Below are 25,990 nucleotides of genomic sequence, written 5' to 3' on the forward strand. Positions count from 1 at the left end.
TCGTGGTCGTGGTCGTGCTCATGGTCGTCGGGCGCGATCACGTGCACTGGGATGGGGACGCCGAGATCGACCGGCAGGTTGCCTGTCATTCACGTGCGGGATGATGGGACGACATTCGATCGTGAACTTCAGGAGAGCCACCCATGGCACCGCGGATCCTGCTCGCCCGGCACGGCCAGACCGAATGGTCCCTGCTGGGCAGACACACCGGCAGGACGGACATCCCCCTGCTCGAAGAGGGCCGGCGCGGCGCCAAGCTGCTCGGTGAGCGGCTGCGCCGCGCGCCCTGGTCCGGACTCGAGGGCGTCGAGGTCCGCACCAGCCCGCTGGTGCGGGCGAGCGAGACCTGCGCGCTCGCGGGTTTCGGTGAGCGGGCGCGGCCCTGGGACGCGCTGATGGAATGGGACTACGGGGCGTACGAGGGCATGACCCCGCCCGAGATTCACGCGGTCCGGCCGGGCTGGCTGCTGTGGCGCGACGGCGCGCCCGAGGGCGAGAGCCTCGCGGACGTCTCCGCCCGCGTGGACGAGGTCGTCGAGTGGGCCCGCTCCGCCGACCGCGACGTGCTGGTCTTCGCCCACGGGCACATCCTGCGCTCGCTGGGCGCGCGCTGGCTGGGCGAGGACATCTCCTTCGGCGCGCGCATCCGGCTCGACCCGACGAGCCTGTCGGTGCTGGGGTGGGCGTACGGCGAGCCGGCGATCGAGCGCTGGAACGACACGGGCCACCAGGAGGGCTGACGGGGGTGCGCCGCGGCTGCGTGGCGCCTGCGGCGGGCTGTTCCTCCTCTTCCCTCCCCCTGCGGCCTGGCGGCCACGAGGGAACCCCCACCTTCCCGAACCGGGCTCCGCCCGGACCCGTACCGCGCCTCGCGCGGTGTCCTCAATCGCCGGACGGGCTGACTGAGTCAGCCTCGCTGGGGGCACTCCTCCCACCGCCTGGCGGCCGTCGGAGGTACCCCACGCACAGCTGCCAGGCCGTAGGGGGAGGTTGAGGCGAGGGGGTCCGGGGCAGAGCCCCGGTTCGGGAAGGGGCGGGTGGGGGACAAGCCCCGCGCAGCGTCCCCGGCCCCGGCGACCGCGCCGGCGTCCCGGCCCCCGCCCCGGCGCGCCGTCAGGCCGGATGCGGTGTCGTCCGGCGACGGAGAAACGACGCCACCGCCGGCGTCCGGCCGTGCGGCCGCAGAACCTTCGCCGTGTCCGCCAGCATCGACTCGATCCGTGACGACCGCACCTCGCCCAGCAGGTCGAGCACCTGCTCGCCCGCCACCGCCGCCTCGTCGGGCGCACCCGCCCGCGCCAGGTCCGCGGCCAGCTCGGCCCGGTAGAGCGCCAGGTTGCGTGTGAAGCGGCGGTCCTGCAGCGTCGCCGCCCGCTGGGCGTGGCGTGCCGCGCGGGACCATTCGCCCAGTGCCGACCAGCACTGGGCCTGGAGCGCCTCCAGTTCCGGTTCGGCGAAGAACGACATCCACTCCGGGTCCGTACTCGACGCGCCCCGCGCGAAGTACGCGTGCGCCCGTGCCAGCGACTGCTCGCAGCTCGCCCGGTCGCCGAGCCCCGCCCAGCCGCCCGCCTCCCGCAGCGCTAGCAGGGACAGCAGGCGCGGCGAGGCCACCTGCCGGGCCGCCCGCTGGCCGGCCTGCGCGGTGCGTACGGCCTCCCGTGGCCGCCCCGCGTCCCGGGCCAGGAACGAGGTGTTGCAGAACGCGTGGGCCTCCAGGCCCGGGTCGCCGGCGACCCGGGCAGTCGCCAGCGCCTCGGCGTAGTGGGAGCGGGCGTCCTCGAAGCGGCCCGAGTCGTGGGCGAGCCAGCCGACGGAGATGGCGAGTTCCCCGGCGCCCGCGTGCAGCCGTTCCTCCGTCGATCTGCGGGCCGTCGTGCCGGCGTCGAGCAGCGCGTAGGCGGCCCGCAGCGGCTTGGCCGCCTGCCGGTAGAGACCGGCGGCGCCGTGCCGGTCGTCGAGAAGGCGGATGCGGCGCACGGCCTCCTCGACGGCGCGGACCTCCGTCTCGCCGACCCGTGGCCGGCCGGGTACGGACACGGACACGGCTCCCGGTCCCAGGGACGCGGCCGCCACCGTGGCGGAGCCGCTTGTCATGAATGCGCGACGCAGCACGTCGCTCTCCTCGTCGCTGTCACCTGCGCCACTGCCCAGGGGCAAGCTGCAGCAGGGATGGTGGTTCGGGTGGGCGGCCGGTTCCCCCGCCCCGTCCGGCGCCTGTGGCGGACGGGGCGGCCGCCCGGACGCGGACACGGTCCCCGCCCGGTTCCGCGCGCCGCGCCCCCGCACCTGTTCCCGGGCCGTGAAGCCCATGTCCGTCAGCGCGAGGCCGGGGAACATGTGCAGGAACACCCGCTCGTACGCGTAGTTCGGGCAACGGATCTCGCCCGACTCGACCCGGCCGATGTAGCGCGCGTCGCAGGACACCTGCTCGCCGATCTCGCGTGCGGCACGGCGTACGACCGTCGCGAACTCGTTCGGCGAGCGGTGTCCCCGCAGTCGGCGGAAGGCCAGGTTGGGTACGGGAGGGGCAACTGCCCGTGATGCCTTGGACGATGACGCCATGGCCGAGCCCTCTCTTGGTGCGGCCGGGTTCCGGCGGGCAAGAACGTACCTGCTGTGAGAGCGGCCTCACACGGGGTTTGGCAACAAAAGGGACATCTCGTCGACGATCTGCCATGAACTGCCATCCTTTGCGGCGGCGTGCTGCCGTAGCCGTTGACGCGCACGGGCGTTGAACCGTACGGAGACGCGTCACGTGTCTCCACTCGAGCGAGGAGGGGATCTTCTTGTTGGAGGTCGGCATGGAGACCAGCGCGACGCCCTCGACCACGGCCGGGCACCTGCCCAGCGCGGACAGCAGTGCACCGCACACGCGCGGCGCGGTGGGGAGGGCGGGCTCCGCAGGGGCCGCGGTCCCCTGCGACCTGGTGACCGTCCCCGCCCGGCAGGGTCTCGAGGCGGTCGACATCCTGCGCCGTGCCGCCGCGCCCGCGGTCGGCCCGGTGCTCCACGACGGGGCGTGCGACACCCTCGGCTTCCTCGTCCCGCCGGGCACCGCCGACGCCTGGGACCTGCCGGGCAGCGCGTGCACGAAGACGTCGGGCCGGGGCCTGCGCGTTCCGCCGGAGCCGCCGGTCACCGGCTCCGGCTGGCTGCTGCCGCCCGGCGACGAATCCGATGCCGTCACGGACCCGGCGGTCCTGCGGAAGGCGCTCGGTGAGGCGGCCCGCCTGATCGCGGCGGCGGACAACTGCCGCTGACCGCCGGACCTGCGGCTTTCCCCAAGAGCGCGACGGCGGCCGCGCCCCCGGCCGCCCGGACGCGTCGCCCCCGCGGCCGGGCGATAATGGGCACGTGGCGAAGAACAGGCGGCGTGGGGGCGGTGGCGCAGAGACCGTCGTCGCGGCCGTGGACGGCGGGCTCGCGGAGCTGATACCCGACCGCGACCGCCCGCACGGCTGGACGCTGCTCCTCGACGGTGCTCCGCAGTCGCACGTGGATCTCGACGACCCGGCCCACCTGTCCTTCGAGTACCAGCGCAGGCTCGGCCACGCGGTGGATCTCGCCGCGCCCGCCGGACAGCCGTTGCACGTCGTGCACCTCGGCGGCGGTGCCTTCACCCTCGCCCGGTACGTCGCCGCCACCCGCCCCCGCTCCACCCAGCAGGTCGTCGAGCTCGACGCCGCTCTCGTCCAATTCGTCCGGGAACGACTCCCCGTGGACCCCGGCGCCCGGATACGGGTGCGGTCGCTCGACGCCCGGGCCGGGTTGGCGAAGGTACCGGACGGCTGGGCGGACCTGGTGATCGCGGACGTGTTCAGCGGTGCGCGCACCCCGGCCCATCTGACCAGCACGGAGTTCGTCGCGGAGGTACGCAGGGCGATGAGGCCCGGCGGCTGCTACGCCGCCAACATCGCCGACGGGCCGCCGCTCACGCACCTGCGGGCTCAGATCGCCACGGTCGCCGCCGTCTTCCCCGAACTCGCGCTCGCCGCGGACCCGACCGTGCTGCGCGGCCGCCGCTTCGGCAACGCCGTGCTGCTGGCGTCGGAGGCCGCGCTGCCGGTCGCCGAGTTCACCCGCCGGGTGGCGAGCGACCCGTTCGCCGGCCGTGTCGAACACGGGCGCGCGCTGGCCGACTTCACCGGCGGAGCTGCGCCGGTTTCCGACGCGCGCGCCAAGCCGTCGCCCGTACCGCCGCCGGCCGCCTTCCGCTGAGAGACTGACCCGCGCCGCCCCTGCTCCGGCTGCTCGGGCTCCTCCGTGCCTCAGGTCCCCTGCTCGGGCTCCGCCGCGCCTCAGATCCGGCTGCTCGGGCTCCGCCGCGCCTCAGATCCGGCTGTTCGGGCTCCTCCCCGCCTCCGGTTCTCCGCGCCTCCGGTTCTCCGCGCCTCCGGTTCTCCGCGCCTCCGGCTCTCCCCGCCTCCGCTTCAGCGCTCGTCGAACTGGACCATCGGCGGATGCCCGTTCCAGGTGCAGAACACCGACACCTCGTGCCCGTCCTGCGTGAACGTGACCCGGATCCACGTCGGCTGCTTCCACACCTGCATCTGCCAGCCCGCCGCCGGAGTCGCGGAAACCAGCTCCGCGGATTCGTCTCCGATGTCGAAGACGACCCGGCCGCCCTTGACGTTGTAGCCCTTCACGTCCCCGGACGTCGGCGGCGCCGCGGGGGACTCCTCGGGCGGGCCGGTCTTCGCCGCCGAGTCCGACGGGGTGGCCGGTGGGCGCTTGCTCGGGGGACGCGACGGCGACGGGGACGCCGAGGGGGACCGGCTCGGCGGCCGGGCCGTCGACGACGCCTGCGGCCGCGCCGCCTCGGCCGTCGGGTTCTGCGCCGTGATGGGCAGTGCGCGCGGCCGGTCGTACGCGGTTCCGGCCATGACCGTGTGGACGCCCCACCACGACAGCGTCACCGCCGCGCCGGTGGACAGCGACCACGCCATGGCATGTACGAGTCCTCGATGCATCCGGGCCATAGTGCACCACCCGCCCCGGCGTTGTCCCGGACGGGCGGGGGCGGACCGGTGTCCCCCGGATGGCGTACGGTGCCGCCCATGGCAAGTGTGCTCGTGGTCGAGGACGACCAGTTCGTGCGATCCGCCCTCATACGGCACTTGACCGAGGCATCCCACACGGTACGGAGCGTCGGCACGGCCCTCGAGGCGCTGCGCGAGGTGGCTCATATCCGGTTCGACGTGGTCGTTCTGGACCTCGGTCTGCCCGATCTGGACGGCGCGGAGGCTCTGAAGATGCTCCGTGGCATCACCGACGTACCCGTGATCATCGCGACCGCGCGGGACGACGAGACGGAGATCGTACGGCTGCTCAACGACGGTGCCGACGACTATCTGACCAAGCCGTTCTCCGTCGAGCACCTGTCGGCCAGGATGGCGGCCGTGCTGCGCCGTTCCCGGGCGGCGGGCGAGGCCCCGCCCTCCCGCGTGATCCAGGTCGGCGGGCTGTCCATCGACCCGCTGCGCCGCCAGGCCGAGTTGGACGGAGCCCGACTGGACCTCACCCGAAGGGAGTTCGACCTGCTGGCCTTCCTCGCCGGCCGGCCCGGAGTCGTCGTGCCCCGCAAGGAACTGCTCGCCGAGGTCTGGCAGCAGAGCTACGGCGACGACCAGACCATCGACGTCCATCTGAGCTGGCTGCGCCGCAAGCTCGGCGAGACGGCGGCACAGCCGCGCTATCTGCACACGCTGCGCGGAGTGGGAGTGAAGCTCGAGCCGCCGAACGGGCAGTGGGCGTGAGCGACGCAGGACACCGGCCATGAGCGAAGGACACCGGTCATGAGATGGGCGCTCGTCAAGGTCTCACTGGCCGTCACGGTGATGGTCGTACTCGCCTTCGCGCTCCCGCTGGGCATCGTCATCAAGGAGATGGCCCGCGACCGCGCCTTCTCCAACGCCGAACGGCAGGCGGCGACCATCGGCCCCACCCTGACCGTCACCACCGAACGCCGCATGCTGGAGCGGGCCGTCGAGTCCACGCCCGCCGGCGCGGTCGGCCGGATGGCCGTGCACATCCCGGCCTCCGGCGAACCGGGCGGCCTGCCGCTGGAGATCGGCAAGCGCCGTGCGGCCAAGAAGGACCTGGCCACCGTCGAGCGGATCGGCCGCGCCTCGATCGCCGAGGTGTCCGGCGGCTCGGTCCTGTTGCAGCCGACGGCGATCGGCACCGGCCAGATCGCCGTCGTCGAGATCTTCGTACCGGAGGGCGAGGTCTCCAACGGCGTCGACACCGCCTGGCTCGTCCTCGCGGGGGTCGGTATCGCGCTGATCGTCGGCTCCGTCGCGGTCGCCGACCGGCTGGGCGTACGGATGGTGGAGCCGGCGCAGCGGCTCGCGGGTGCCGCGCACGATCTGGGGGAGGGCAGGCTCGGGGCGCGCGTCCCCGAGGAGGGCCCGCCCGAACTGCGGTCCGCGGCCGTCGCGTTCAACTCCATGGCCGACCAGGTGGTCCAGCTCCTGGCCAACGAGCGCGAACTGGCCGCCGACCTGTCGCACCGGCTGCGCACACCGCTGACCGTGCTGCGGCTGAACGCGGCGTCGTTGGGAGACAGCGCCGCCGCCGAGCAGACGCGGGCGGCCGTCGCCCAGTTGGAGCGCGAGGTCGACACCATCATCCGCACCGCCCGCGAGGCCAAGCCGCAGACCGCGGCGGCCGGACCGGGCGCCGGCTGCGACGTCTCCGAGGTGGTCCGCGAGCGGATGGGGTTCTGGTCGGCGCTCGCGGAGGACGAGGGCCGCAAGATCCGGCTCGCCGGGGTGGACCGGCCCGTACGCATCCCGGTCGCCCGCCCCGAACTGGCCGCCGCGCTCGACGCGCTGCTCGGCAACGTCTTCCGCCACACGCCCGAGGGCACGGCCTTCTCCGTCGACGTGCACAACGGCGACGACGCGGTCATCGTCCTGGTCTCGGACGCGGGCCCCGGCATCGCCGACCCGGCGGCCGCGATGGCCCGCGGCAACAGCGGGGCGAGGGAGGGCTCGACCGGGCTCGGGCTGGACATCGTGCGCCGGGTCGCGGAGTCCACGGGCGGCGACGTACGGATCGGCAGTTCGGTGCTCGGCGGCACCGAGGTACGGATCTGGATCGGTCTCGACCCGCGCGAAGCAGCCGCGGGCGACCGGCGGGGACGGCGCCGGGGACGTGTGCAGCGTCGGCGGAAGGCGGCACTCCGGTAGTCGTCCGGACCGGGGTCGCCGGCCATCATTAATCGCTTCCGATGCCTCCCTTAAGCGCGCCCTAAGAACACCGACCGCCGCCCCTGATCGGTCATTTGTCCGGTTCGGGGCCGCTAGCGTGCAGCGCACCACCCCCGACTCCGTAACGCAGAGGCAGGCACGCGATGGGCAGCAGCACGCACCGGCGCAGGGCGAGCGTCAGGACCAGGGCGGTCGGCGCGGTCGTCGTGACCGCGGTGACCGGCGGCGCCGCGATCTTCCTCACCGGCACCGCGCAGGCCGCGTCGGTGGGCGCCGCGTACACCAGGACCAGCGCCTGGGAAGGCGGTTACACGGGCCGGTACGTCATCACCAACGAGACGGGCGCGGCGCAGACCGACTGGACGCTCGAGTTCGACCTGCCCGCCGGGACGAAGATCGGCTCACTGTGGAACGGCGAGCACACCGTGGACGGCCGGCACGTCACGGTCAGGCCCGCGGGCTGGAACAAGACCCTGGCGCCCGGCGCGTCGGTCACCGTCGGCTTCGTCACCTCCGCGAACGGGGAGGCCGCCGACCCGACGTCCTGCCGCATCAACGAGGCCGCGTGCTCGGTCGACGACGGCGCGACGCCGCAGCCGAGCGGACGGCCGACGGAGCAGCCGACGCCCACGGCGCCCCCTTCACAGACGCCGAAGCCCACCGCGACTCCGACGTCCCCGCCGGCCGAGACGCCGAAGCCGGGCGCGGCCGGGCGCTACGCGCCGTACATCGACACCTCCCTCCACCCCGCCTACGACATGCTGGACACTGCCGCGAAGACGGGCGTCAAGGAGTTCAACCTCGCCTTCATCACCTCCGGTGGCGGCTGCGCCCCCCTCTGGGGCGGCGTGACGGACCTCGCGGACGACAAGGTCGCGTCCCAGATCGGCGCCCTGCGCGCCGAGGGCGGCGACGTCCGCGTCTCCTTCGGCGGCGCGGCGGGACACGAACTGGCGCTGAACTGCTCCTCCGCGGACGACCTGGCGAGGGCCTACGGCAAGGTCGTCGACACCTACGGACTCACCAAGGTCGACTTCGACATCGAGGGCGCGGCACTGCCCGACGCCGCCGCCAACACGCGGCGCTCCCAGGCGATCGCGCGGCTCCAGAAGTCCCACCCGGAACTCGACGTCTCCTTCACCCTGCCCGTCATGCCGGAGGGCCTCACCCAGCCGGGCGTCGATTTGATCGCCGACGCGAAGAAGAACGGCGTCCGGGTCGACGCGGTCAACATCATGGCGATGGACTACGGCCCGGCGTACAGCGGCGACATGGGCGACTACGCGATGTCGGCGGCCACCGCGACGCAGGCGCAGCTCAAGGGCGTGCTGGGCCTCTCCGACGCGGCCGCCTGGCAGACGGTCGCGGTCACGCCGATGATCGGCGTCAATGACGTCGTGACGGAGATCTTCACGGTGGAGGACGCCAGGCAGCTGGTGACGTTCGCCGAGTCGAAGGACCTGGCGTGGCTGTCGATGTGGTCCTCCACGCGGGACAAGCAGTGTGCGGGCGGGCAGAAGCCGGCGGCGGATGCGACGTGCAGCTCGATCCCGCAGGAGCCGTTGGCCTTCACGAGGGCCTTCGCCGCGTACAAGTAGCCCCTCCTCCCGCACGTAGCCACCCCTCCCGCCCCCCACGGGCGGCGCCCCGGCCGGCCCCCACCCGACCGGGGCGCCGCCGCGTCGGCATGCTGCGGGCCCGCGTGTCCCCGCCGGAGCGCTGCCGCGGTGCCGGTGCCGGGCCGGGTACGACAGGCGGCCGGCCGGGGGCGGAGCGTGCCGGGCACGCCGGCGCGGCCGGTCACGGCCTGCCGGTGACCTGCGGCTTCCGTACGGCACGGCACAACAGAGCCCGGGAGCGCTCCCATGCGCAATTCCGCCGGATCGTCGTCCGGGAAGCGGGGTACCGAGGGCCTCGAACACGTTATGTTCTCCGCCTGGGCAGCCTGGGGAGGCGGACACGATGTCTCGGACCATCCGCGAGGGGAGCAGCGGGGGACGTGCCACCGGCCTGCCCACGCTCGAGCAGGTGGCCGCCCGGGCGGGCGTCGGACGCGGCACGGTCTCCCGGGTGATCAACGGCTCGCCACGGGTCAGCCAGGAGACCCGCGCCCTGGTCGAGGCGGCCGTCGCGGAGCTGGGCTACGTACCGAACCGGGCGGCCCGTGCGCTCGCCGGAAACCGCACGGACGCGATCGCGCTCGTCGTTCCCGAGCCCGAGGACCGCTTCTTCGCGGAGCCGTACTTCTCCGAGATGGTGCGCGGGGTCGGCGCGGCGCTCGCCGACACCGAGATGCAGCTGCTGCTGACGCTGGCCGGCAACGACCGGGAGCGCAAGACGCTCGCCCAGTACCTGGCCGCGCACCGGGTCGACGGCGTGCTGCTGGTCTCGATGCACGCCGGGGACCCGCTGCCGGACCTGCTGGAGCAGCTGTCGATCCCCGTGGTGATCAGCGGCCGCCGCGCGGCCGACGAGACGCTGGCCGCGGTCGACTCGGACAACTTCGAGGGCGCGCGGGCGGCGGTGGCGCATCTGGCGGCCCGGGGGCGCCGCACCGTCGCGACGATCACGGGCCCGCTGGACGTGTACGGCGCCGAGCGCCGGCTGGACGGCTATCGCTCCGCCGTCGTCGAGGCGGGTCTCGACGACGACCCGCGGCTGACGGCGGTGGCCGACTTCACCGAGCAGGGCGGCCGGCTCGCCATGCGCGCACTGATCGAGGCCCGCCCCGACCTCGACGCCGTCTTCGCCGCCTCCGACGTCATGGCCTCCGGCGCGCGGCACGTACTGCGCGAGTCGGGCCGCCGTATACCGGACGACGTGGCCCTCATCGGCTTCGACGACTCGGCGGTGGCCCGCCACATGGACCCGGCGCTCACCAGCGTGCGCCAGCCGACGGAGGAGATGGGGCGCACCATGGCGCGGGTCCTGCTCCAGGAGATCGCGCAGCCGTCCTCGGAACGCCCCCAGATCGTGCTGCCCACCGAACTGGTGGTGCGCGACTCGTCGTGACGGCGGTGGCGCGCCCCCGCCGTCACAAGGCACACGTCAGGGGGCGACCGGCTCGGGGACGCAGGGCCCGGACCATGGGAGACGTGTTGAGCGGACGAGGCGGGGCTGTGTTCCCGCGGTCGTTCGGGCTCTGTCCCCGCGGTGTTCCCGACGTTCCGGGCATGACGAAGGCCCGGCCTGTTTGTGCAGGCCGGGCCTTGATCATTCAGGGTGAGTAACGGGACTCGAACCCGCGACATCCTGGACCACAACCAGGTGCTCTACCAGCTGAGCTATACCCACCACGACCGGTCGCTTTCCCGACCGGCCGAGAAAAAGTGTACAGGGTCCGAGAGGGTGCTCGCGCCCGCGTTTTCCGTGGGCGCCGAGCCCCGGTGCTACTGGGCGGGCAGCACGTGTTTGGCCGCGATGGCCTTCGCCGTCTCGGAGTCGGGCCCGGGCTGCGGGACGAAAACCGCCTCGCGGTAGTAGCGGAGCTCGGCGATGGACTCGCGGATGTCGGCCAGCGCCCGGTGGTTGCCGCTCTTCTCCGGGCTGTTGAAGTACGCCCGCGGGTACCAGCGGCGTGCCAGCTCCTTGACCGAGGAGACGTCGACGATCCGGTAGTGGAGGTAGCTCTCCAGCGTCGGCATGTCGCGGAACAGGAAGCCGCGGTCGGTGCCGACCGAGTTGCCGCACAGCGGAGCCTTGCCGGGTTCCTTGACGTGCTCGCGGACGTAGGCGAGGACCTGCTCCTCGGCGTTCGCGAGGGTCGTGCCGCCCGCCAGGGCGTCGAGGAGGCCGGAGGCGGTGTGCATCCGGCGCACCACTTCCGGCATCGTCTCGAGCGCCGCGTCCGGCGGGCGGATCACGATGTCCACGCCTTCGCCGAGTACGTTCAGTTCCGAGTCGGTGACCAGTGCGGCCACCTCGATGAGTGCGTCGTCCGTCAGCGAGAGCCCGGTCATCTCGCAGTCGATCCACACCATGCGATCGTTCATGCGCCCTACCTTACGGGGGTGTCGGCGCCGCGTTCCCGGCCCGTGCGGTCCGGCTCGTGACGCCGTCGGCTCGTGCGGTCCGCCCGTGAACGCCGCCGGCCCGGCCGGGACGCCGCCCTGTGCGAGGGACGTCCCGGCCGGGCCGGGTCGAGCCGGTGACCGCGCGCTCTAGGGTGCGCTGCGCGGTCCGGGCAGGCTCGGACGGCCGTGACCTGCCGCGTACGCCTCCGGGGCCGGTTTGCCCAGGTCGGCGGCCGCCGCGATGGCCGCGGCCCCGGCCGGGGTGCGCCTGGGCCCCGGGCCCGCCTGTGCGGGCACCATGGCGTCCACCATCGGCGTCCGGTCCGGATCGCCCTGGGGGCGGCGGGCCCGGTACGCGGCCCGGTAGGCGGCCGGGGAGGACCCCAGCTGCCGCCGGAAATGCCCGCGCAGTGCCACCGGGGAGCGGAAGCCGCAGCGGCCGGCGACCTCGTCGACCGAGTAGTCCGAGGTCTCGAGCAGTCGCTGCGCCTGCAGCACCCGCTGGGTGATCAGCCACTGCAGCGGGGCGGAGCCGGTCAGCGAGCGGAACCGCCGGTCGAAGGTGCGCCTGCTCATGTACGCACGTGCGGCCAGCGTCTCCACGTCGAACTGCTCGTGGAGGTGTTCCAGTGCCCAGGACACGACCTCGGCCAGCGGGTCCGAGCCGATTTCCTCCGGTAAAGACCTGTCGAGATAGCGCTCCTGACCGCCGCTGCGCCGCGGCGGGACGACGAGCCTGCGGGCGAGCGCCCCGGCCGCCTCCGTGCCGTGGTCGGTACGCACGATGTGCAGGCAGAGGTCGATTCCGGCCGCCGTGCCCGCGGACGTGAGCACATCACCGTCGTCGACGAACAGCTCCCGCGGATCCACATGCACGGACGGGTAGCGCTTGGCCAGCGTCGGCGCGTACATCCAGTGGGTGGTGGCCGGGCGCCCGTCGAGCAGGCCGGCCGCGGCCAGGACGAACGCCCCGGTGCACAGGCCGACGATACGGGCGCCTTCCTCATGTGCCCGGCGCAGCGCGTCGAGCGCCTCGGGCGGTGGCGGCGAGGTGATCGAGCGCCAGGCGGGCACGACGACGGTGCCTGCTCTGCTGATCGCCTCGAGGCCGTACGGTGTGGTCAGTTCCAGGCCGCCGGTTGTCCGCAGCGGACCGTCCTCGCCCCCGCACACCAGCAGGCGGTAGCGGGGAACTCCGGCGTCCTGACGGTCAATTCCGAACACCGAGAGTGGGATGGAACTTTCGAATATAGGGCCGCCGCTGAACAGCAACACGGCGACGACTTCCCGTCGCCGGCGCCCGGACAGCTTCCGTGCCGTCTCCGGCGCGGCGGAGTCCTGACTCATGACGCTAAACCCCCCTCGAAGTACGCGTCTCCCCGTTCGTTTCTGGCCTTTCGCTCCTGCACGTTTCCCCTCGGTTCCGCACGAGTCCCCCCGGCCTTCGATACTCATGATCGAATCTACTGCGTCCCGTGGTGTCGGCGTGACACGTTCGGGATGCCCCGCTATGTCGACATGGCAACTTGGCGGGATGCATTCGATCACGAAGCGTTCCACTCGGAGGGCCCGCAGGGAAGTGCGCCGCACGGGCATGGCCCGTCCCCGTAGGGTGCGTAAGCCGCCTTCAGCCCTTTCCTCCCTGGTGACAAGGGGGTTGGCAGGCCATTTCGGCAAGGTTCGGCGTGTGCGGTGAAGTTGGCTGAAAACCTTCGGTTGGCAGCGCGCGGAACCGTCAGCCGCCCGGCGTGCGCCGCGATCCGTGCCGCGCGCCCCGGCGCGCCCTCGGGACGGTACCGGAGTCGCGCCTTCCGGTGGGCGGCGAGTCCGTCGCGGCGCGGCACCGCGCAGTGGTCCGCTCGGAGTGGCGCAGCAGGATCCGGCAGGCCGCGGTCACGGCCGCGAGGCCCAGGGCGGCGGCGGCCGCTCCGCCGACGGACGTCCCGTACACGACCAGCACGACGGGTACCAGCAGGCAGCTGAACGCGCCCCAGCGGACGATGTCGCTCGCCGGGTCCGACGGGCGGCCCGAGGGCGGCCGGGAGGGGGCGCGCCGCGAGGAGGGCGGCCGGGAGGGTGAGGGCCGACCGGTGGCGCGGCGGGGCGAGCGGGCGGGTCCGGGCGGTCGTGCGGGCAACGTGAACTCCTGGGGCGGCGGGGTGGCCCAGTGGCCAACGAGGGCAGCGGCCATCCGGTCACCGGGTGCCGTCGGCCGGTCGCCGGGCGGCCATCGGGTCGCGGGCTGGCGTCGTCCGCTCACCGGGTGCCGGTCGGCCGGTCGCGGGTGTGGGTCGTCCCGTCACCGGGTGCCGGTCGCCGGGTGCCGGTCATTCGGTCGCGGGCGACGCGCAGACGGCTGTAGTGGCCAAGCGGCATTGCGATCCCGGGCGCGCTCGGGCATGCTCCCTGGAACGTCGCGCATGGGGGCAGCAGGCCCTGGGCAGGAGAGGAGTGTCGCCGTACCCTTGGGGTACGGGGTTGGGAAGACGGTTCCCGGACACAGCTCCGCCTCTCCACAGACGCAGATCCCTCAGTCGATCCCTCCGAAGAGGACCTCCTTCGCCGAGACACCGATGGCCGGTCACGAAATCCCCGAACCCGCGGACCGCAAGCAGGTAGCCGATCCTCTGTCGGACCTGCGGGCGGCGGAAGAAGCACGCCCTTCCTGCGATCCTGCCTTCCGGCACGGAGTCGTCGTCGGTTTCGACGGGTCCACCTCCAGTGAGCGAGCGCTCGCCTACGCCATCGGCATGGCTCGGCGGACCGGATCCGGACTGATCATCGTCCATGTGGCCAACCGGCTGCCGACCACCGTCTGGGCCGGCTGCGAGCCGCCCGTGTTCGTGGACGTGCCCGACCACCGCACCGAGGTCCTCGGTCTGGAGCTGGCCTGCGCGGACTACCTCACCGAGGTGCCCTGGATCCTGGTCGAGCGCGGCGGCGACATCTGCCACGAACTGGAAGAGGTCGGCCGTGAGTACTCGGCCGACGCGATCGTGGTCGGCTCCACGCACGGGATCGCCGGCCGGCTCTTCGGTTCGGTCGCGGGGCGGCTCGCGAAGCGCGCGCAGCGCCCGGTGGTCGTCATCCCGTAGCCCCGGCACCGGACTTGGCCCCCGCTTGCCGCCGAGACGGCGTCAACTGCACGCTACCGTGCCCGACTTCCCTGCCGCGTTCGGAACCTACCGGCCCGTAGCAGGTGGATTGTGCGCTTGTGAAGGGTACATACCGGTCCTGGGAACAGCGGCACTTGCAGCACAACTGCACAGGACAGGAAGGGAGCCCGCCGTGGACAACGACGTCTCTGCGGGAAGCGCTGGTACAACTTCGACTCTCGGCCATCTCGCCCTCGGTCTGACCCTGTTGGCGTTCGGCGTCGGCAACACCGGCGTGATCGACAACGTGACCGCGGCCGACACGGCCGCACTCGCCACCTGGGTCGGCGGAGTGGCGCTCTTCGTCGTCGGCCTGCTCGAGTTCCGCGCCGGCAACGGCGGTTCCGGCACGGCGTTCGCCGGTCTCGGCGCGTTCTGGTTCACCTGGGGCACCGCCGTCGGCGGCGAGACCTCGGCCGAGGCGGCGGGGCTCTTCATGCTCCTGTGGGCGCTGCTCGCTCTGACACTGACCGCTGCGGCCTCCGGCAGCGGTGTGCTGGGCCAGGGCGTGTACGGGCTGCTGACCCTCGCGCTGCTGCTGGGCGGCACAGCCGCCTTCGCGGGCAACGAGGGGCTCGCCAAGGCCGGCGGATGGGTCGGCGCCGTGGCGGGCCTGGTGGCCTGGTACGGGGCGACCGCGGCGCTCGCCAAGTGGCCCACCTTCACCGGACGCGCTGCCGGCCGCCGGGGAGTGACGGCCACCGGCTGAGGCTGCGGCCTCACGGCAGCATGGGGCCGGTGCTCCGGGTCCCGCACCGGCCCGTGCGGAAAGGAGACGCCCCCTGCGTGCGGTGGCACGCAGGGGGCGTCTCCCCGTTTCCGGGCCGGCCCGTCCCCGGGCGCCCGCCGCTGCGGGCGCGCCGGTCCTATTCGACGGTCACCGACTTCGCGAGGTTGCGCGGCTTGTCGATGTCCCGGCCGAGCGACAACGCGGTGTGGTAGGCGAGCAGTTGAAGCGGGATGCCCATCAGGATCGGGTCCAGCTCGTCCTCGTTCTTCGGCACCACGATGGTGTGGTCGGCCTTCTCCTGCTCGCGGTGGGCGACCGCGAGGATCCGGCCGCTGCGTGCCTTGATCTCCTCCAGAGCCGCCCGGTTCTTCTCCAGCAGCTCGTCGTCCGGCACGATCGCGACGGTCGGCAGCGCGGGCTCGATCAGCGCGAGCGGACCGTGCTTGAGCTCGGAGGCCGGGTACGCCTCCGCGTGGATGTAGGAGATCTCCTTGAGCTTCAAGGACGCCTCCAGGGCCACCGGGTAGCCGCGCACCCGGCCGATGAACATCATCGACTTGGCGTCCGCGTACTGCTCGGCGAGCTTCTTGATCTCGTCCTCGGTCTCGAGGATCTCGCTGATCTGGGCGGGCAGCCTGCGCAGACCGTCGATGATCCGCCGGCCCTCGGAGACCGACAGGTCGCGGATGCGACCGAGGTGCAGGGCGATCAGCGCGAAGGCGACGACCGTGTTGGTGAAGCACTTGGTGGAGACGACGCAGACCTCGGGGCCGGCGTGGACGTACGTGCCGCCGTCCGCCTCGCGGGCGATCGCCGAACCGACGACGTTCACGACCCCGAGCACCCGGCCGCCCTTGCGCTTCAGCTCCTGCACGGCCGCGAGCACGTCATAGGTCTCGCCGGACTGGGAGACGGCGATGTAGAGGGTGTCGGGGTCCACGACCGGGTTGCGGTAGCGGAACTCGGACGCCGGCTCCGCGTCGGCGGGGATACGGGCCAGGGACTCGATGAGCCCGGCGCCGATCAGGCCGGCGTGGTAGGAGGTGCCGCAGCCGAGGATCTTCACGCGGCGGATGGAGCGGGCCTCGCGGGCGTCCAGGTTCAGACCGCCCAGGTGCACGGTGTTGAACCGGTCGTCGATCCGGCCGCGCAGCACGCGGTCGACCGCGTCGGGCTGCTCGGAGATCTCCTTGTGCATGTACGTGTCGTGGCCGCCCATGTCGTACGACTCGGCCTCCCACTCCACGGTGGTCGGGGTGGCCGTCGTCGTCGAGCCCTCGGTGGTGTACGTACGGAAGTCGTCGGCCTTGAGGGTGGCCATCTCGCCGTCGTCGAGGGTGACGACCTGGCGGGTGTGGGCGACGAGGGCGGCGACGTCGGAGGCGACGAACATCTCCTTCTCGCCGATGCCGAGGACGACCGGGGAGCCGTTGCGGGCGACCACGATGCGGTCGGGGAAGGCGGCGTGCATGACGGCGATGCCGTACGTGCCGTCGACCAGCTTCAGCGACTGGCGGACCTTCTCCTCGAGAGTGTCGGCCTGGGCGCGGGCGATCAGGTGCGTGAGCACCTCGGTGTCGGTCTCGGAGGCGAAGACGACGCCGTCGGCCTCGAGCTTCGCACGCAGCTCGGCGGCGTTGTCGATGATGCCGTTGTGGACGACGGCGACCTGGTTGTCGGTCGACAGGTGCGGGTGCGCGTTCTCGTCGCTCGGGGCGCCGTGGGTCGCCCAACGGGTGTGTGCGATGCCGGTGGTGCCGGCGAAGCGCTTGGGGACGCGGGCCTCGAGGTCGCGGACCCGGCCCTTGGCCTTGACCATCTTCAGCCCCGCGGACCGGGGACTGTTGATCACCACGCCCGCGGAGTCGTAACCCCGGTACTCCAGCCGCTGCAGGCCCTCCAGCAGCAGCGGAGCCACATCACGCCTGCCGATGTATCCGACGATTCCGCACATACGGTTTCTGCCCCTCCATAGATCTGTGTGTGCCCGGCCCCGACGGCCGGCCCCCGCGGGCTGCTCAGCCGTAGACGATGCGGCGCAGCTGGCGGAGCGAGAGCTCCGGCGGCGCCACCGAGCGGTGCGGCAGTTCGGCCGCGATCCGCTCGAAGATCGCGGTGTTCACGGCGCCGCCGGACTGCAGTTCACGGTGGCGGCGGCGGACGAACTCCTCGGTCGTCTCGTCGAAGTACGCCAGCACGTCGAGGATCACGCGGGCGGCCTCACCGCGCTGGAGCGCGGTGCTGCGCACCAGGTGGTCGATGAGATCGTCGTGCGACGTGCGCACTGACTGGCGGGGTTCGGGCACCCGTAGATATTGAAGGGTGCGCACTCCTGTCTGCAAGAATCCTGCCCGCTTTCGGGCAGGAGATAGCTCACATTCGCTTGAGGACGGCCTGTTTCGCGGTGCTGAACTCGTCCTCGGTCAGTATCCCGGCCTGGTGCAGCTCGCCCAGTTCGCGCAGCCGGCGCAGCAGCACATCGTGATCGTCCGACCCGCCCGACCCGCCCGACCGGTCCGACCCGTCCTTCCCTTCCGCCCCGGCGGTCTCATGTGTCTCCGCCCCTGGAGCCGGCGTCGGCTTCGGCGTACCGGCGGCGTACGGGTGCGGCATGCGCGCCGCGACCGCCGCCGCGACCAGGGCCATGAGCGGGTCCTTGCGGAAGCCCCACAGCTCCACCGCGTGCGGATCGTGCTTGGGCGGTGTCCGGACCGGTTCCGGTGTGACCCGGAATCGCAGATATCCGTTCTCCAGGCCGGCGGCGGGCAGCCACTCCACCGCGCGCACGTCGTCGAGCGCCAGCGTGCGCGGGCCGCCGGACTGCTTGGACTCCTCCGTCTTCCAGTTCCACTCCAGGCGGATCCGCTCGCCGTCGAACGCGACCGTCCCGTCGCCCGCGCCGACCGTGATCGGCAGCGGAGGTCCCGGCAGCACGTAGTCGTCCAGCGGGCCCGTCTCCACCTGCTCCAGCAGCAGCGCACGGCGCACCTCGTCGACGAAGTACTCGGCGACGCCGGTGCGCGCCGGCTCCACGCTCAGCCGGTACGGGTCCCAGGCGTCGTCCAGCCTGCCGGCGGTGATCTGCAGCAGGGGGTCCGCGCCGTCACGCAGTCGCAGTCGCAGCCGGCCCGTCTTCTTGCCGGACTCGAACGAGATGCCGGCCAACGCCCCGAGCGGCACCGCGATTTCCCCGAGAGTCCGGCGCAGCGGGCTCACGCTCTTGTCGTTGCCGGGCACGATGCGCACCGTGTCCCCGTCGAACGTCCAGGTCCCGTCCTTCTGGATGATTTCCGCCATGAGGGGATTCTTTCGCCGACGAAACGAGTAAGTGGTCTATACCTTGACCATAGTTGAGGTGAACAGTACGCATGGTGACAGTCAGGTCGCTCTGCGCACAGACGAGGCACTCCGTCGAAGGGACCCAGCCTGTGAGACAGCCCCGACCGATTTCCCGACTGCTCGGTTCACTCCTGCTCGTCACGGCGGCGGCCCTCTCCGGCTCCCTCCCGGCGGGCGCCGCCTCCGGTGCGGAACGCGGCCCCGCCGCCCGGCCGCTCGGCCAGATCATCCCCGCGCCCGCCTCGGTCAGTCCCGGCGGCGCGCCCTACACCCTGACCGCGGCCGCCCGCATCCGGACCGACGCCGCGCCCGAGGCACGGGCCGTCGGCGAACGCCTCGCCGAGGTGCTGCGCCCGTCGACCGGCTACGCCCTGCCGGTCACCACCGAGCCGGCGGCCCGTTCCATCCGTCTCCGGCTGGCGGCGGAGGAGAGCGCCCTGGGGGAGGAGGGCTACCGGCTGCGGTCCGCGCCCGGCGGTGTCACCATCACCGCCCACCGGCCCGCCGGTCTCTTCCGCGGCGTGCAGACACTGCGACAGCTGCTGCCCGCCTCCGTCGAGTCGGACTCCCGGCGCAGCGGCCCCTGGCAGGTCGCGGGCGGCACCATCACCGACGGCCCGCGGTACGCCCACCGCGGCGCCATGCTGGACGTCTCACGGCACTTCCTCACGGTCGACCAGGTCAAGCGCTACATCGACCATGTCGCCCTCTACAAGATCAACACGCTGCATCTGCATCTCTCCGACGACCAGGGCTGGCGTCTCGCGATCGACTCGTGGCCGCGGCTGGCCGCGTACGGCGGCTCCACCCAGGTCGGCGGAGGCCCCGGTGGCCATTACACCAAGGCCCAGTACAAGGAGATCGTCCGCTACGCCGCCTCGCGTCATCTCGAGGTCGTGCCGGAGATCGACATGCCGGGCCACACCAACGCCGCCCTCGCCTCGTACGCCGAGCTCAACTGCGACGGCGTCGCCCCGCCCCTGTACACCGGTACGGCCGTCGGCTTCAGCTCGCTGTGCGTGCGCAAGGAGATCACGTACGACTTCGTGGACGACGTGATCCGCGAGCTGGCCGCGCTCACCCCCGGCCGGTACATCCACATCGGCGGCGACGAGGCGCACTCCACCAGCCATGAGGACTATGCGGCGTTCATGGCCAGGGTGCAGCCGATCGTCGCCGCGTACGGCAAGACCGTCATCGGCTGGCACCAGTTGACCGGCGCGGCCCCGCAGCAGGGGGCGCTGGCCCAGTACTGGGGCCTCGACGGCACCAGCCAGGCGGAGAAGGAGCAGGTGGCCGAGGCGGCCAGGAACGGCACCGGGCTGATCCTCTCGCCGGCCGACCGGGTCTACCTCGACATGAAGTACGACAAGAACACCAAGCTGGGCCTCGCGTGGGCCGGTTACGTCGAGGTGCGCCGGTCCTACGACTGGGACCCGGCGACCTATCTGCCGGGCGTGCCCGCGAGCGCCGTCAAGGGCGTCGAGGCGCCGCTGTGGACGGAGACCGTCTCGAGCGACGCGCACATCGACCGGATGGCGTTCCCGCGCCTCCCCGGTGTCGCCGAGCTCGGCTGGTCACCGGCGTCCACCCACGACTGGGACACCTACAAGGTGCGGCTCGCGGCCCAGGGACCGCGGCTGTCGGCGCTCGGGATCGACTACTACCGCTCGCCGCAGGTGCCGTGGCCGGCGGAGCAGGCCCGGTAGGGGGCAGCGGCGTCCGCCACTCCATCGGGCGACGCGTGCCGCCCCGGGGACCGTCCTGGGGCGGCACGCGCCCGTCTTCGCGCCCGCGAGGCCGTCGGGCGAGGGGCCCGGCTGGCCGGGCGACGGCGACTCGGCGAACCGTGACGCCACCGGCGGGGGCCGAGCACCGCGTAGAGGTCGTCGCCCGCGTCCCCCGTGACCCGCGTCCGCCGCCACCTGCGTCGCCCGCGTCGCCCGCGTCGGCGGGGCGAGGGGGCGTCCTGGCCCGGGGTGGGGCAGGAACAGGGACAGCGACCGGTCACGGCCGCCGGCCGTGAAGTCCCGGAGGACGTCGTCGTTTTCGGTGGATGTGCCCGTGAGGGCGACCCGGATCAGGGACGGGCCGAGCCTCCGGGTCCCGCCGCCTGGGCATCGAAGAAACGGAACGGGGCGGGCTCGGCCGCGGTCGCCGTCGTCAGGAGACCTTCTTCGCGTTCTCGATCGCCTTGGCGAGGTCCTCCAGGATCGGCGCGCACTTGGCGTAGGAGTAGATCGGCTCGGTGACGCGCGGGACGACCTGACCGGCCTTCACCGCGGGCAGGCCGGCCCAGGTGGGCTTGGCCTCGAGGGTGTCGGGCTGCAGGGTGCCGGTGCGGTTGTCGAGCATGATGATGTCGGCGTCGTACTTGGCCGCGTTCTCCCAGCTGAGCTCCTCGAAGAAGCCCTGGGCGTTCGGCCTGGGCTCGACGAACTGCACGCCGAGTTCCTGGAAGTAGAGCGTGTCCGCGGACGTCTTCGGGGCGGAGACGTAGAAGAGGTCCTGGCTGCCGGAGCCGACGAGGACCTTCAGGTGCGGCTTGGCCTTCGCCGCCTGGCGCAGCCGCTCCGCGGCCTTCTCGAAGCGCGCCTTGGCGTCGGTGACCTTCTTGGCCTTCAGGTCGGCGCCCAGGGACGCGGCGAGGTCCGCGCGGCGCTGGAGGGCACCCGGCATGTTCACCTGGGCCGCCCACAGGGCGACGCTCGGAGCCAGGCCGAGGATCTTGTCCTTGGACTGGTCCGGCACGTACCAGAGGGAGTCCTTCGTCCACATGTCCGTCACCAGGAGCTCCGGCGCGAGCGCCGCGTACTTCTCGACACTGAACTCGCCCCAGACATTGCCCAGGATCTCGAGCTTGGTGATGTCCATGTCGCCGGCCTGGACGTCGGCCTTGCCGTCGGCGGTCTTCGTCGGCCCGAACACGCCGGAGACCTCGATGCCGTAGTCGTACAGGGCGGCGGCGGTGCCGGTGAAGGCGACGATGTTCTTCGGGGTGGACTTCGCCTCTGCCGTCCGGCCCCGGTCGTCCTTGAAGGACCAGGGACCGGACTTCGGCGCGGCCTTGCCGGAGTCGCCCTTGTCGTCGCTCTTCTTCTCCTGGCCGCACGCGGCGAGTGCCACGCCGAGCCCGAGGGCGCCTCCCACGGACAGCAGGCCGCGTCGGGTCGGATGGGGTGCTCGGGCGTTGGGCATGGTGGTGTCCGCTTTCGTACGTGTCGCATAGGCCACTGGCAGTTCGAATGTAGGTTAGCCTAACCTCACAGCGAGTCCAGAGGGGGCCGGTCCGAACGGCTCCGGGGGCGACGCGGTCCTGGCCGCGCGGCGGCGCGCGGCCCCCTTGCCCGGGGCCGCGCGCCGCTCGGCGCCGAATCAGCCGGTGAAGCCCAACTCCCTTGCGATCAGCATCCGCTGGACCTCGCTGGTGCCCTCGCCGATCTCCAGGATCTTGGAGTCGCGCCACATGCGCGCCACCGGGTACTCGTTCATGAAGCCGTAGCCGCCGTGGATCTGGGTCGCCTCGCGGGCGTTGTCCACCGCGACCGTCGAGGAGTAGAGCTTGGCGACGGCCGCCTCCTTCTTGAACGGCTCGCCGGACACCAGCCGGGACGCCGCGTCACGCCAGCCGACGCGCGCCATGTGGGCCTTCATCTCCATGTCGGCGATCTTGAACTGGATCGCCTGGTTCGCCCCGATCGGCCTGCCGAACGCATGACGCTCCCGGGCGTACTTCACGGACTCGTCCACGCAGCCCTGCGCCAGGCCCGTCGCCAGCGCCGATATCGCGACGCGGCCCTCGTCGAGGATGCGCAGGAACTGCGCGTATCCGCGGCCCTCCTCGCCCAACAGGTTGGCGGCCGGGACGCGGACATCGGCGAACGACAGCTCACGTGTGTCGGAGGCGTTCCACCCGACCTTGGAGTACGGGGCGGCGACCGTGAAGCCCGGTGTGCCGGAGGGGACGATGATGGAGGAGATCTCCGGTCGGCCGTCCGCCTTGCGGCCCGTGACGGCGGTGACCGTCACCAGGCCGGTGATGTCGGTGCCCGAGTTGGTGATGAAGCACTTGGAGCCGTTGACGACCCACTCGTCGCCGTCCCGCACGGCGGTCGTCTTCGTGCCGCCCGCGTCGGAGCCGCAGTCCGGCTCGGTCAGGCCGAAGGCTCCGAGGATCTCGCCCGAGCACAGCCGGGGCAGCCACTGCCGCTTCTGCTCCTCGGTGCCGAACAGATGGACCGGCATCGCGCCGAGGGAGACGCCCGCCTCCAGGGTGATGGCCACGGAGGAGTCGACGCGGGCCAGTTCCTCCAGGGCGATGCCGAGGGCGAGGTAGTCGCCGCCCATGCCGCCGTACTCCTCGGGGAACGGCAGCCCGAACAGGCCCATCCTGCCCATCTCGCGGACGATCTCGTAGGGGAACTCGTGCCGCTCGTAGAAGTCGCCGATCTTGGGGGCGACCACATCGTGCGCGAACTGCTCGACCGTACGGCGGAGTTCCTCGTGTTCGGCGGAGAGCCGGTGGTCAAGGGACATCAGGAGTCACTCCTTGTGGGAGAGGGCACGGACGGTACGGGAGGGGCTGGGACGGCCCAGCTGTTCGGCCATCCACACGCTCGTGGCGGTGAGCCGGCCGAGATCGACCCCGGTTTCGACACCGAGGCCGTGCAGCATCCAGACGAGGTCCTCGGTGGCGAGGTTTCCCGTCGCGCTCTTCGCGTACGGGCAGCCGCCCAGGCCGCCCGCCGAGGAGTCGACGACGCTCACGCCGTGCTGGAGCGCGGCGAGGGTGTTGGCGAGCGCCTGGCCGTAGGTGTCGTGGAAGTGCACGGCGAGCCGGTCGCTCGTCACCCCGGCCTCGTTCAGCGCGGTGAGCAGGGCGGCCACATGGCCGGGGGTGGCGACGCCGATCGTGTCGCCGAGGCTCAGCTCGTCGCACCCGATGTCGGCGAGGCGGCGGGTCACCCGGACGACCTGTTCGACGGGGACCGGGCCCTCCCACGGGTCGCCGAAGCACATGCTGAGGTAGCCGCGCACCCGCAGGCCGTGCTCGACGGCCCTGGTCACCACCGGCTCGAACATGGCGAGTGCCTCGTCGACCGTGCGGTTGAGGTTGGCCTTGGCGAACGATTCCGTGGCGCTGGCGAACACGGCCACCTCGCGGGCGCCGAGACCCAGCGCCCGGTCCAGGCCCCGGTCGTTGGGGACCAGCACGGGCAGCCGTACGCCGGCGAGGTCCCTGACGAGCGGGAAGAGCTTCTCGGCGTCGGCCAGCTGGGGCACCCACTCGGGGTGGACGAAGCTGGTCGCCTCCACCGTGGTCAGTCCGGCGCCGGCGAGGCGGCGGACGAACTCCGCCTTGACCTCGGTGGGCACCACCGACTTCTCGTTCTGCAGGCCGTCGCGGGGGCCGACCTCGTGGATGCGCACCCGGGCGGGCAGGCCCTCGGCGCGGACGGCCATGGGCAGTCCTTCTGCACCGGTCATCAGCGGGCCTCCTCTTGCGTCTCGGCCGGTGCGGCGACCGCGGCCGGTGCGGCGGTCTCGTCCGGCGCGGCGACCTCGGCGGGTGCCACCGGCTCCTCCGGCGCGACCACGGCGAGCACCTGGTCCATGGCGACGGTCGAGCCCGCGGTGACGTCGAGCTCGGTGACCGTCCCGGCGTGCGGGGCGGAGATGACGTGCTCCATCTTCATCGCCTCGACCACCAGCAGGCTCTGCCCGGCGCTCACCACGTCGCCGACGGCGACCTTGACGACGGTGACCGTGCCCGGCATCGGCGCGGCCAGGGTGTCCACGCCGGAGCGGGCCGCCCCGCTGAGTGACGCCTCGACCGGGTCGTGGTCCATCACATGCCAGGAGTCACCGTCCCGGCCGAGCCAGTCGCCCGCGCGATGGAAGGTGTGGGTGACGCCGTGCATCTCGACGGAGACCGCGTGCTCCTCGACGCGGGGAGCCGACTGCCTGTCCGCGGTGTGGGTGACGGGCTCGGCTCCCGGTACGCGCAGCGAGAAGGCGAGCGGGGCGGGCCGGCCGCCCATCCGCCAGCCGCTGGGCACCGAGAACGGGTCGGTCCAGCCGCCCGCGTCTGGCGCGAGTGCCCGTGCCCTGACCGCGGCCGCCGCCTCGTACACCTCCTCCGGGACGCCGTCCGGCACCAGGGAGTCCGCCTCACGCTCCACCAGACCGGTGTCCATCTCGCCGGACACCACCGCCGGATGGGCCAGCAGCCGGCGCAGGAAGCCCGCGTTGGTCGGCACGCCCAGCGTGACCGTGTCCGCGAGGGCGGAGCGCAGCCTGCGCAGGGCGGTCGGGCGGTCGGGGCCGTACGCGATGACCTTCGAGAGCATCGGGTCGTACAGGCTGCCGACCTCCGAGCCCTCGGTGAGGCCGGAGTCGGTGCGCACACCGTCGCCCTGCGGCTCCTGGAGCCGCAGGACCGTGCCGCCGGAGGGCAGGAAAGCGCGCTGGCCCGCCGCGAAGGACACGGTCTCCGCGCAGACACGGGCCTCCACCGCGTGCCCCGTGAGGGTGATGTCGTCCTGAGTGAAGGCCAGCGGCTCACCGGCCGCCACCCGCAGCTGCCACTCCACCAGGTCGAGGCCCGTGATCAGCTCGGTCACCGGGTGCTCCACTTGGAGGCGGGTGTTCATCTCCATGAAGTAGTACTGGGAGGGGTCGGTGCCGGGGACGATGAACTCCACCGTGCCCGCGCCACGGTAGCCGCAGGAGCGGGCCGCCTGCACGGCCGCCTCGCCCATCGCGGCGCGCGTCGCCTCGTCGAGCAGGACGGACGGCGCCTCCTCGATGATCTTCTGGTGGCGGCGCTGGAGCGAGCACTCGCGCTCGCCCAGGTGGACCACATGGCCGTGGCCGTCGGCCAGCACCTGGATCTCGATGTGCCGGGGGCGGTCGATCCAGCGCTCGACCAGCAGCGTGTCGTCGCCGAAGGAGGCACGGGCCTCGCGCCGCGCCGCCGCGATCTCGTCCATCAGGGCGGACTCGACGCGGGTGAGGCGCATCCCCTTGCCGCCGCCGCCCGCCGAGGGCTTGAGCAGCACCGGCATGCCGATCTCCCTGGCCGCGGCGGCCAGTTCGGCGTCGCTGAGGCCGCTGCCGGAGGAGCCGGGCACGACCGGTACGCCGGCCGCCGCGACGGTCTCCTTCGCGCGGATCTTGTCGCCCATGAGGGAGATCGCGGAGGCGGGCGGTCCGATGAAGGCCAGCCCCGCCTCGGTGCAGCTCTGGGCGAAGCCCGCGTTCTCCGCGAGGAAGCCGTAGCCCGGGTGGACGGCCTGGGCGCCGGTGCGGGTCGCGGCGTCCAGCAGCCGGTCGATCGAGAGGTAGCTCTCGGCGGCCGGCGCCGGTCCGATACGGACGGCCGTGTCCGCCTCACGTACATGGCGGGCGTCGGCGTCCGCGTCGCTGAAGACGGCCACCGAGCGCACGCCGAGCGACCGCAGGGTGCGGATGACCCGTACGGCGATCTCGCCCCTGTTGGCCACCAGAACGGTGTCGAACATCGTCATCGTCTTG

General features: G+C 72.5%; 22 protein-coding genes, 1 tRNA gene and 1 pseudogene. 10 read left to right on the forward strand and 14 right to left on the reverse strand.

Going from position 1 to position 25,990, the window contains the following annotated elements; genetic code table 11:
- Nucleotides 1-143: 143 nt before the first annotated feature.
- Nucleotides 144-740, forward strand: coding sequence for a histidine phosphatase family protein (locus tag AB0903_RS10510; protein ID WP_366701075.1), 597 nt, complete (start codon nucleotides 144-146; stop codon nucleotides 738-740).
- A gap of 373 nt (nucleotides 741-1,113) precedes the next feature.
- Here the strand turns inward: AB0903_RS10510 and AB0903_RS10515 are convergent, their stop codons facing one another.
- On the reverse strand, nucleotides 1,114-2,565 hold the full coding sequence (locus AB0903_RS10515) for a tetratricopeptide repeat protein (protein WP_366701077.1): 1,452 nt from the start codon (nucleotides 2,563-2,565) through the stop codon (nucleotides 1,114-1,116).
- 239 nt (nucleotides 2,566-2,804) lie between these two features.
- Here AB0903_RS10515 and AB0903_RS10520 point away from each other — a divergent pair, with 239 nt between their 5' ends.
- Both AB0903_RS10520 and AB0903_RS10525 read left to right on the forward strand, forming a co-directional pair.
- Nucleotides 2,805-3,263 carry a hypothetical protein gene (locus AB0903_RS10520; protein WP_366701079.1) on the forward strand — a complete coding sequence of 153 codons (459 nt, stop codon included), beginning with the start codon at nucleotides 2,805-2,807 and terminating at the stop codon, nucleotides 3,261-3,263.
- A gap of 94 nt (nucleotides 3,264-3,357) precedes the next feature.
- A complete protein-coding gene (locus AB0903_RS10525) occupies nucleotides 3,358-4,221 on the forward strand; it encodes a fused MFS/spermidine synthase (RefSeq protein ID WP_366701081.1) in 864 nt (287 codons plus the stop codon).
- 212 nt (nucleotides 4,222-4,433) lie between these two features.
- On the opposite strand, the gene AB0903_RS10530 is transcribed toward AB0903_RS10525, so the two are convergent.
- The gene (locus AB0903_RS10530; RefSeq protein ID WP_366701083.1) at nucleotides 4,434-4,982 is read right to left on the reverse strand and encodes a hypothetical protein; all 549 of its coding nucleotides are present in this window, start codon (nucleotides 4,980-4,982) and stop codon (nucleotides 4,434-4,436) included.
- Nucleotides 4,983-5,060: 78 nt separating this feature from the next.
- On the opposite strand from AB0903_RS10530, the gene AB0903_RS10535 reads away from it, so the two are divergent.
- The 4 genes from AB0903_RS10535 to AB0903_RS10550 all read left to right on the forward strand — a co-directional run bounded on the left by AB0903_RS10535 (nucleotide 5,061) and on the right by AB0903_RS10550 (nucleotide 10,229).
- A complete protein-coding gene (locus AB0903_RS10535) occupies nucleotides 5,061-5,759 on the forward strand; it encodes a response regulator transcription factor (protein ID WP_366701085.1) in 699 nt (232 codons plus the stop codon).
- Nucleotides 5,760-5,798: 39 nt separating this feature from the next.
- On the forward strand, nucleotides 5,799-7,196 hold the full coding sequence (locus AB0903_RS10540) for a HAMP domain-containing sensor histidine kinase (protein WP_366701086.1): 1,398 nt from the start codon (nucleotides 5,799-5,801) through the stop codon (nucleotides 7,194-7,196).
- Between the two features lie 164 nt (nucleotides 7,197-7,360).
- Nucleotides 7,361-8,815, forward strand: coding sequence for a cellulose binding domain-containing protein (locus tag AB0903_RS10545; RefSeq protein WP_366701088.1), 1,455 nt, complete (start codon nucleotides 7,361-7,363; stop codon nucleotides 8,813-8,815).
- A 364-nt stretch (nucleotides 8,816-9,179) separates the two neighbouring features.
- Nucleotides 9,180-10,229, forward strand: a complete 1,050-nt coding sequence (locus tag AB0903_RS10550) for a LacI family DNA-binding transcriptional regulator (RefSeq protein WP_366701090.1) — start codon at nucleotides 9,180-9,182, stop codon at nucleotides 10,227-10,229.
- A gap of 209 nt (nucleotides 10,230-10,438) precedes the next feature.
- Here AB0903_RS10550 and AB0903_RS10555 read toward each other — a convergent pair.
- The 4 genes from AB0903_RS10555 to AB0903_RS10570 all read right to left on the reverse strand — a co-directional run bounded on the left by AB0903_RS10555 (nucleotide 10,439) and on the right by AB0903_RS10570 (nucleotide 13,367).
- Nucleotides 10,439-10,511 (reverse strand) — tRNA-His (locus AB0903_RS10555).
- A 95-nt stretch (nucleotides 10,512-10,606) separates the two neighbouring features.
- Nucleotides 10,607-11,209 (reverse strand): oligoribonuclease, encoded by a 603-nt coding sequence (gene orn / locus AB0903_RS10560; RefSeq protein ID WP_366701092.1) that lies wholly within the window; start codon nucleotides 11,207-11,209, stop codon nucleotides 10,607-10,609.
- 168 nt (nucleotides 11,210-11,377) lie between these two features.
- The gene (locus AB0903_RS10565) at nucleotides 11,378-12,577 is read right to left on the reverse strand and encodes a helix-turn-helix domain-containing protein (protein ID WP_366701094.1); all 1,200 of its coding nucleotides are present in this window, start codon (nucleotides 12,575-12,577) and stop codon (nucleotides 11,378-11,380) included.
- Nucleotides 12,578-12,965: 388 nt separating this feature from the next.
- Nucleotides 12,966-13,367, reverse strand: coding sequence for a hypothetical protein (locus AB0903_RS10570; RefSeq protein ID WP_366701096.1), 402 nt, complete (start codon nucleotides 13,365-13,367; stop codon nucleotides 12,966-12,968).
- A 436-nt stretch (nucleotides 13,368-13,803) separates the two neighbouring features.
- On the opposite strand from AB0903_RS10570, the gene AB0903_RS10575 reads away from it, so the two are divergent.
- Nucleotides 13,804-14,325: a universal stress protein gene (locus AB0903_RS10575; protein WP_366701098.1), complete on the forward strand. Its 522-nt coding sequence runs from the start codon at nucleotides 13,804-13,806 to the stop codon at nucleotides 14,323-14,325.
- Between the two features lie 193 nt (nucleotides 14,326-14,518).
- Nucleotides 14,519-15,094, forward strand: a complete 576-nt coding sequence (locus AB0903_RS10580) for an acetate uptake transporter (RefSeq protein WP_366701100.1) — start codon at nucleotides 14,519-14,521, stop codon at nucleotides 15,092-15,094.
- 157 nt (nucleotides 15,095-15,251) lie between these two features.
- Here AB0903_RS10580 and glmS read toward each other — a convergent pair whose 3' ends face one another.
- From glmS to AB0903_RS10595, 3 genes are all read right to left on the reverse strand, one after another.
- A complete protein-coding gene (gene glmS, locus AB0903_RS10585; RefSeq protein WP_366701102.1) occupies nucleotides 15,252-17,069 on the reverse strand; it encodes a glutamine--fructose-6-phosphate transaminase (isomerizing) in 1,818 nt (605 codons plus the stop codon).
- A gap of 64 nt (nucleotides 17,070-17,133) precedes the next feature.
- A complete protein-coding gene (locus AB0903_RS10590; protein ID WP_366701184.1) occupies nucleotides 17,134-17,400 on the reverse strand; it encodes a hypothetical protein in 267 nt (88 codons plus the stop codon).
- An 88-nt stretch (nucleotides 17,401-17,488) separates the two neighbouring features.
- Nucleotides 17,489-18,412, reverse strand: coding sequence for a DUF4429 domain-containing protein (locus AB0903_RS10595; protein WP_366701104.1), 924 nt, complete (start codon nucleotides 18,410-18,412; stop codon nucleotides 17,489-17,491).
- 131 nt (nucleotides 18,413-18,543) lie between these two features.
- On the opposite strand from AB0903_RS10595, the gene AB0903_RS10600 reads away from it, so the two are divergent.
- Nucleotides 18,544-20,163: a beta-N-acetylhexosaminidase gene (locus AB0903_RS10600; protein WP_366701106.1), complete on the forward strand. Its 1,620-nt coding sequence runs from the start codon at nucleotides 18,544-18,546 to the stop codon at nucleotides 20,161-20,163.
- Nucleotides 20,164-20,427: 264 nt separating this feature from the next.
- Here the strand turns inward: AB0903_RS10600 and AB0903_RS10605 are convergent.
- From AB0903_RS10605 to AB0903_RS10625, 5 genes and pseudogenes are all read right to left on the reverse strand, one after another.
- Nucleotides 20,428-20,621: pseudogene (locus tag AB0903_RS10605) on the reverse strand (siderophore-interacting protein); the annotation flags it as partial.
- Entirely contained in the window at nucleotides 20,618-21,652 is a 1,035-nt protein-coding gene (locus tag AB0903_RS10610; RefSeq protein ID WP_366701108.1) for an ABC transporter substrate-binding protein, read from the reverse strand. The pseudogene AB0903_RS10605 and the gene AB0903_RS10610, both read right to left, overlap by 4 nt.
- 177 nt (nucleotides 21,653-21,829) lie before the next feature.
- A complete protein-coding gene (locus tag AB0903_RS10615; protein WP_366701110.1) occupies nucleotides 21,830-22,990 on the reverse strand; it encodes an acyl-CoA dehydrogenase family protein in 1,161 nt (386 codons plus the stop codon).
- A gap of 6 nt (nucleotides 22,991-22,996) precedes the next feature.
- Nucleotides 22,997-23,941, reverse strand: a complete 945-nt coding sequence (locus tag AB0903_RS10620) for a hydroxymethylglutaryl-CoA lyase (protein ID WP_366701112.1) — start codon at nucleotides 23,939-23,941, stop codon at nucleotides 22,997-22,999.
- Nucleotides 23,941-25,977: a biotin carboxylase N-terminal domain-containing protein gene (locus AB0903_RS10625; RefSeq protein WP_366701186.1), complete on the reverse strand. Its 2,037-nt coding sequence runs from the start codon at nucleotides 25,975-25,977 to the stop codon at nucleotides 23,941-23,943. The genes AB0903_RS10620 and AB0903_RS10625 overlap by 1 nt, the downstream gene beginning before the upstream one ends.
- Nucleotides 25,978-25,990 lie beyond the last annotated feature (13 nt).

Source organism: Streptomyces sp. NPDC048389 (genome assembly GCF_040706335.1).
GTDB lineage: Bacteria > Actinomycetota > Actinomycetes > Streptomycetales > Streptomycetaceae > Streptomyces.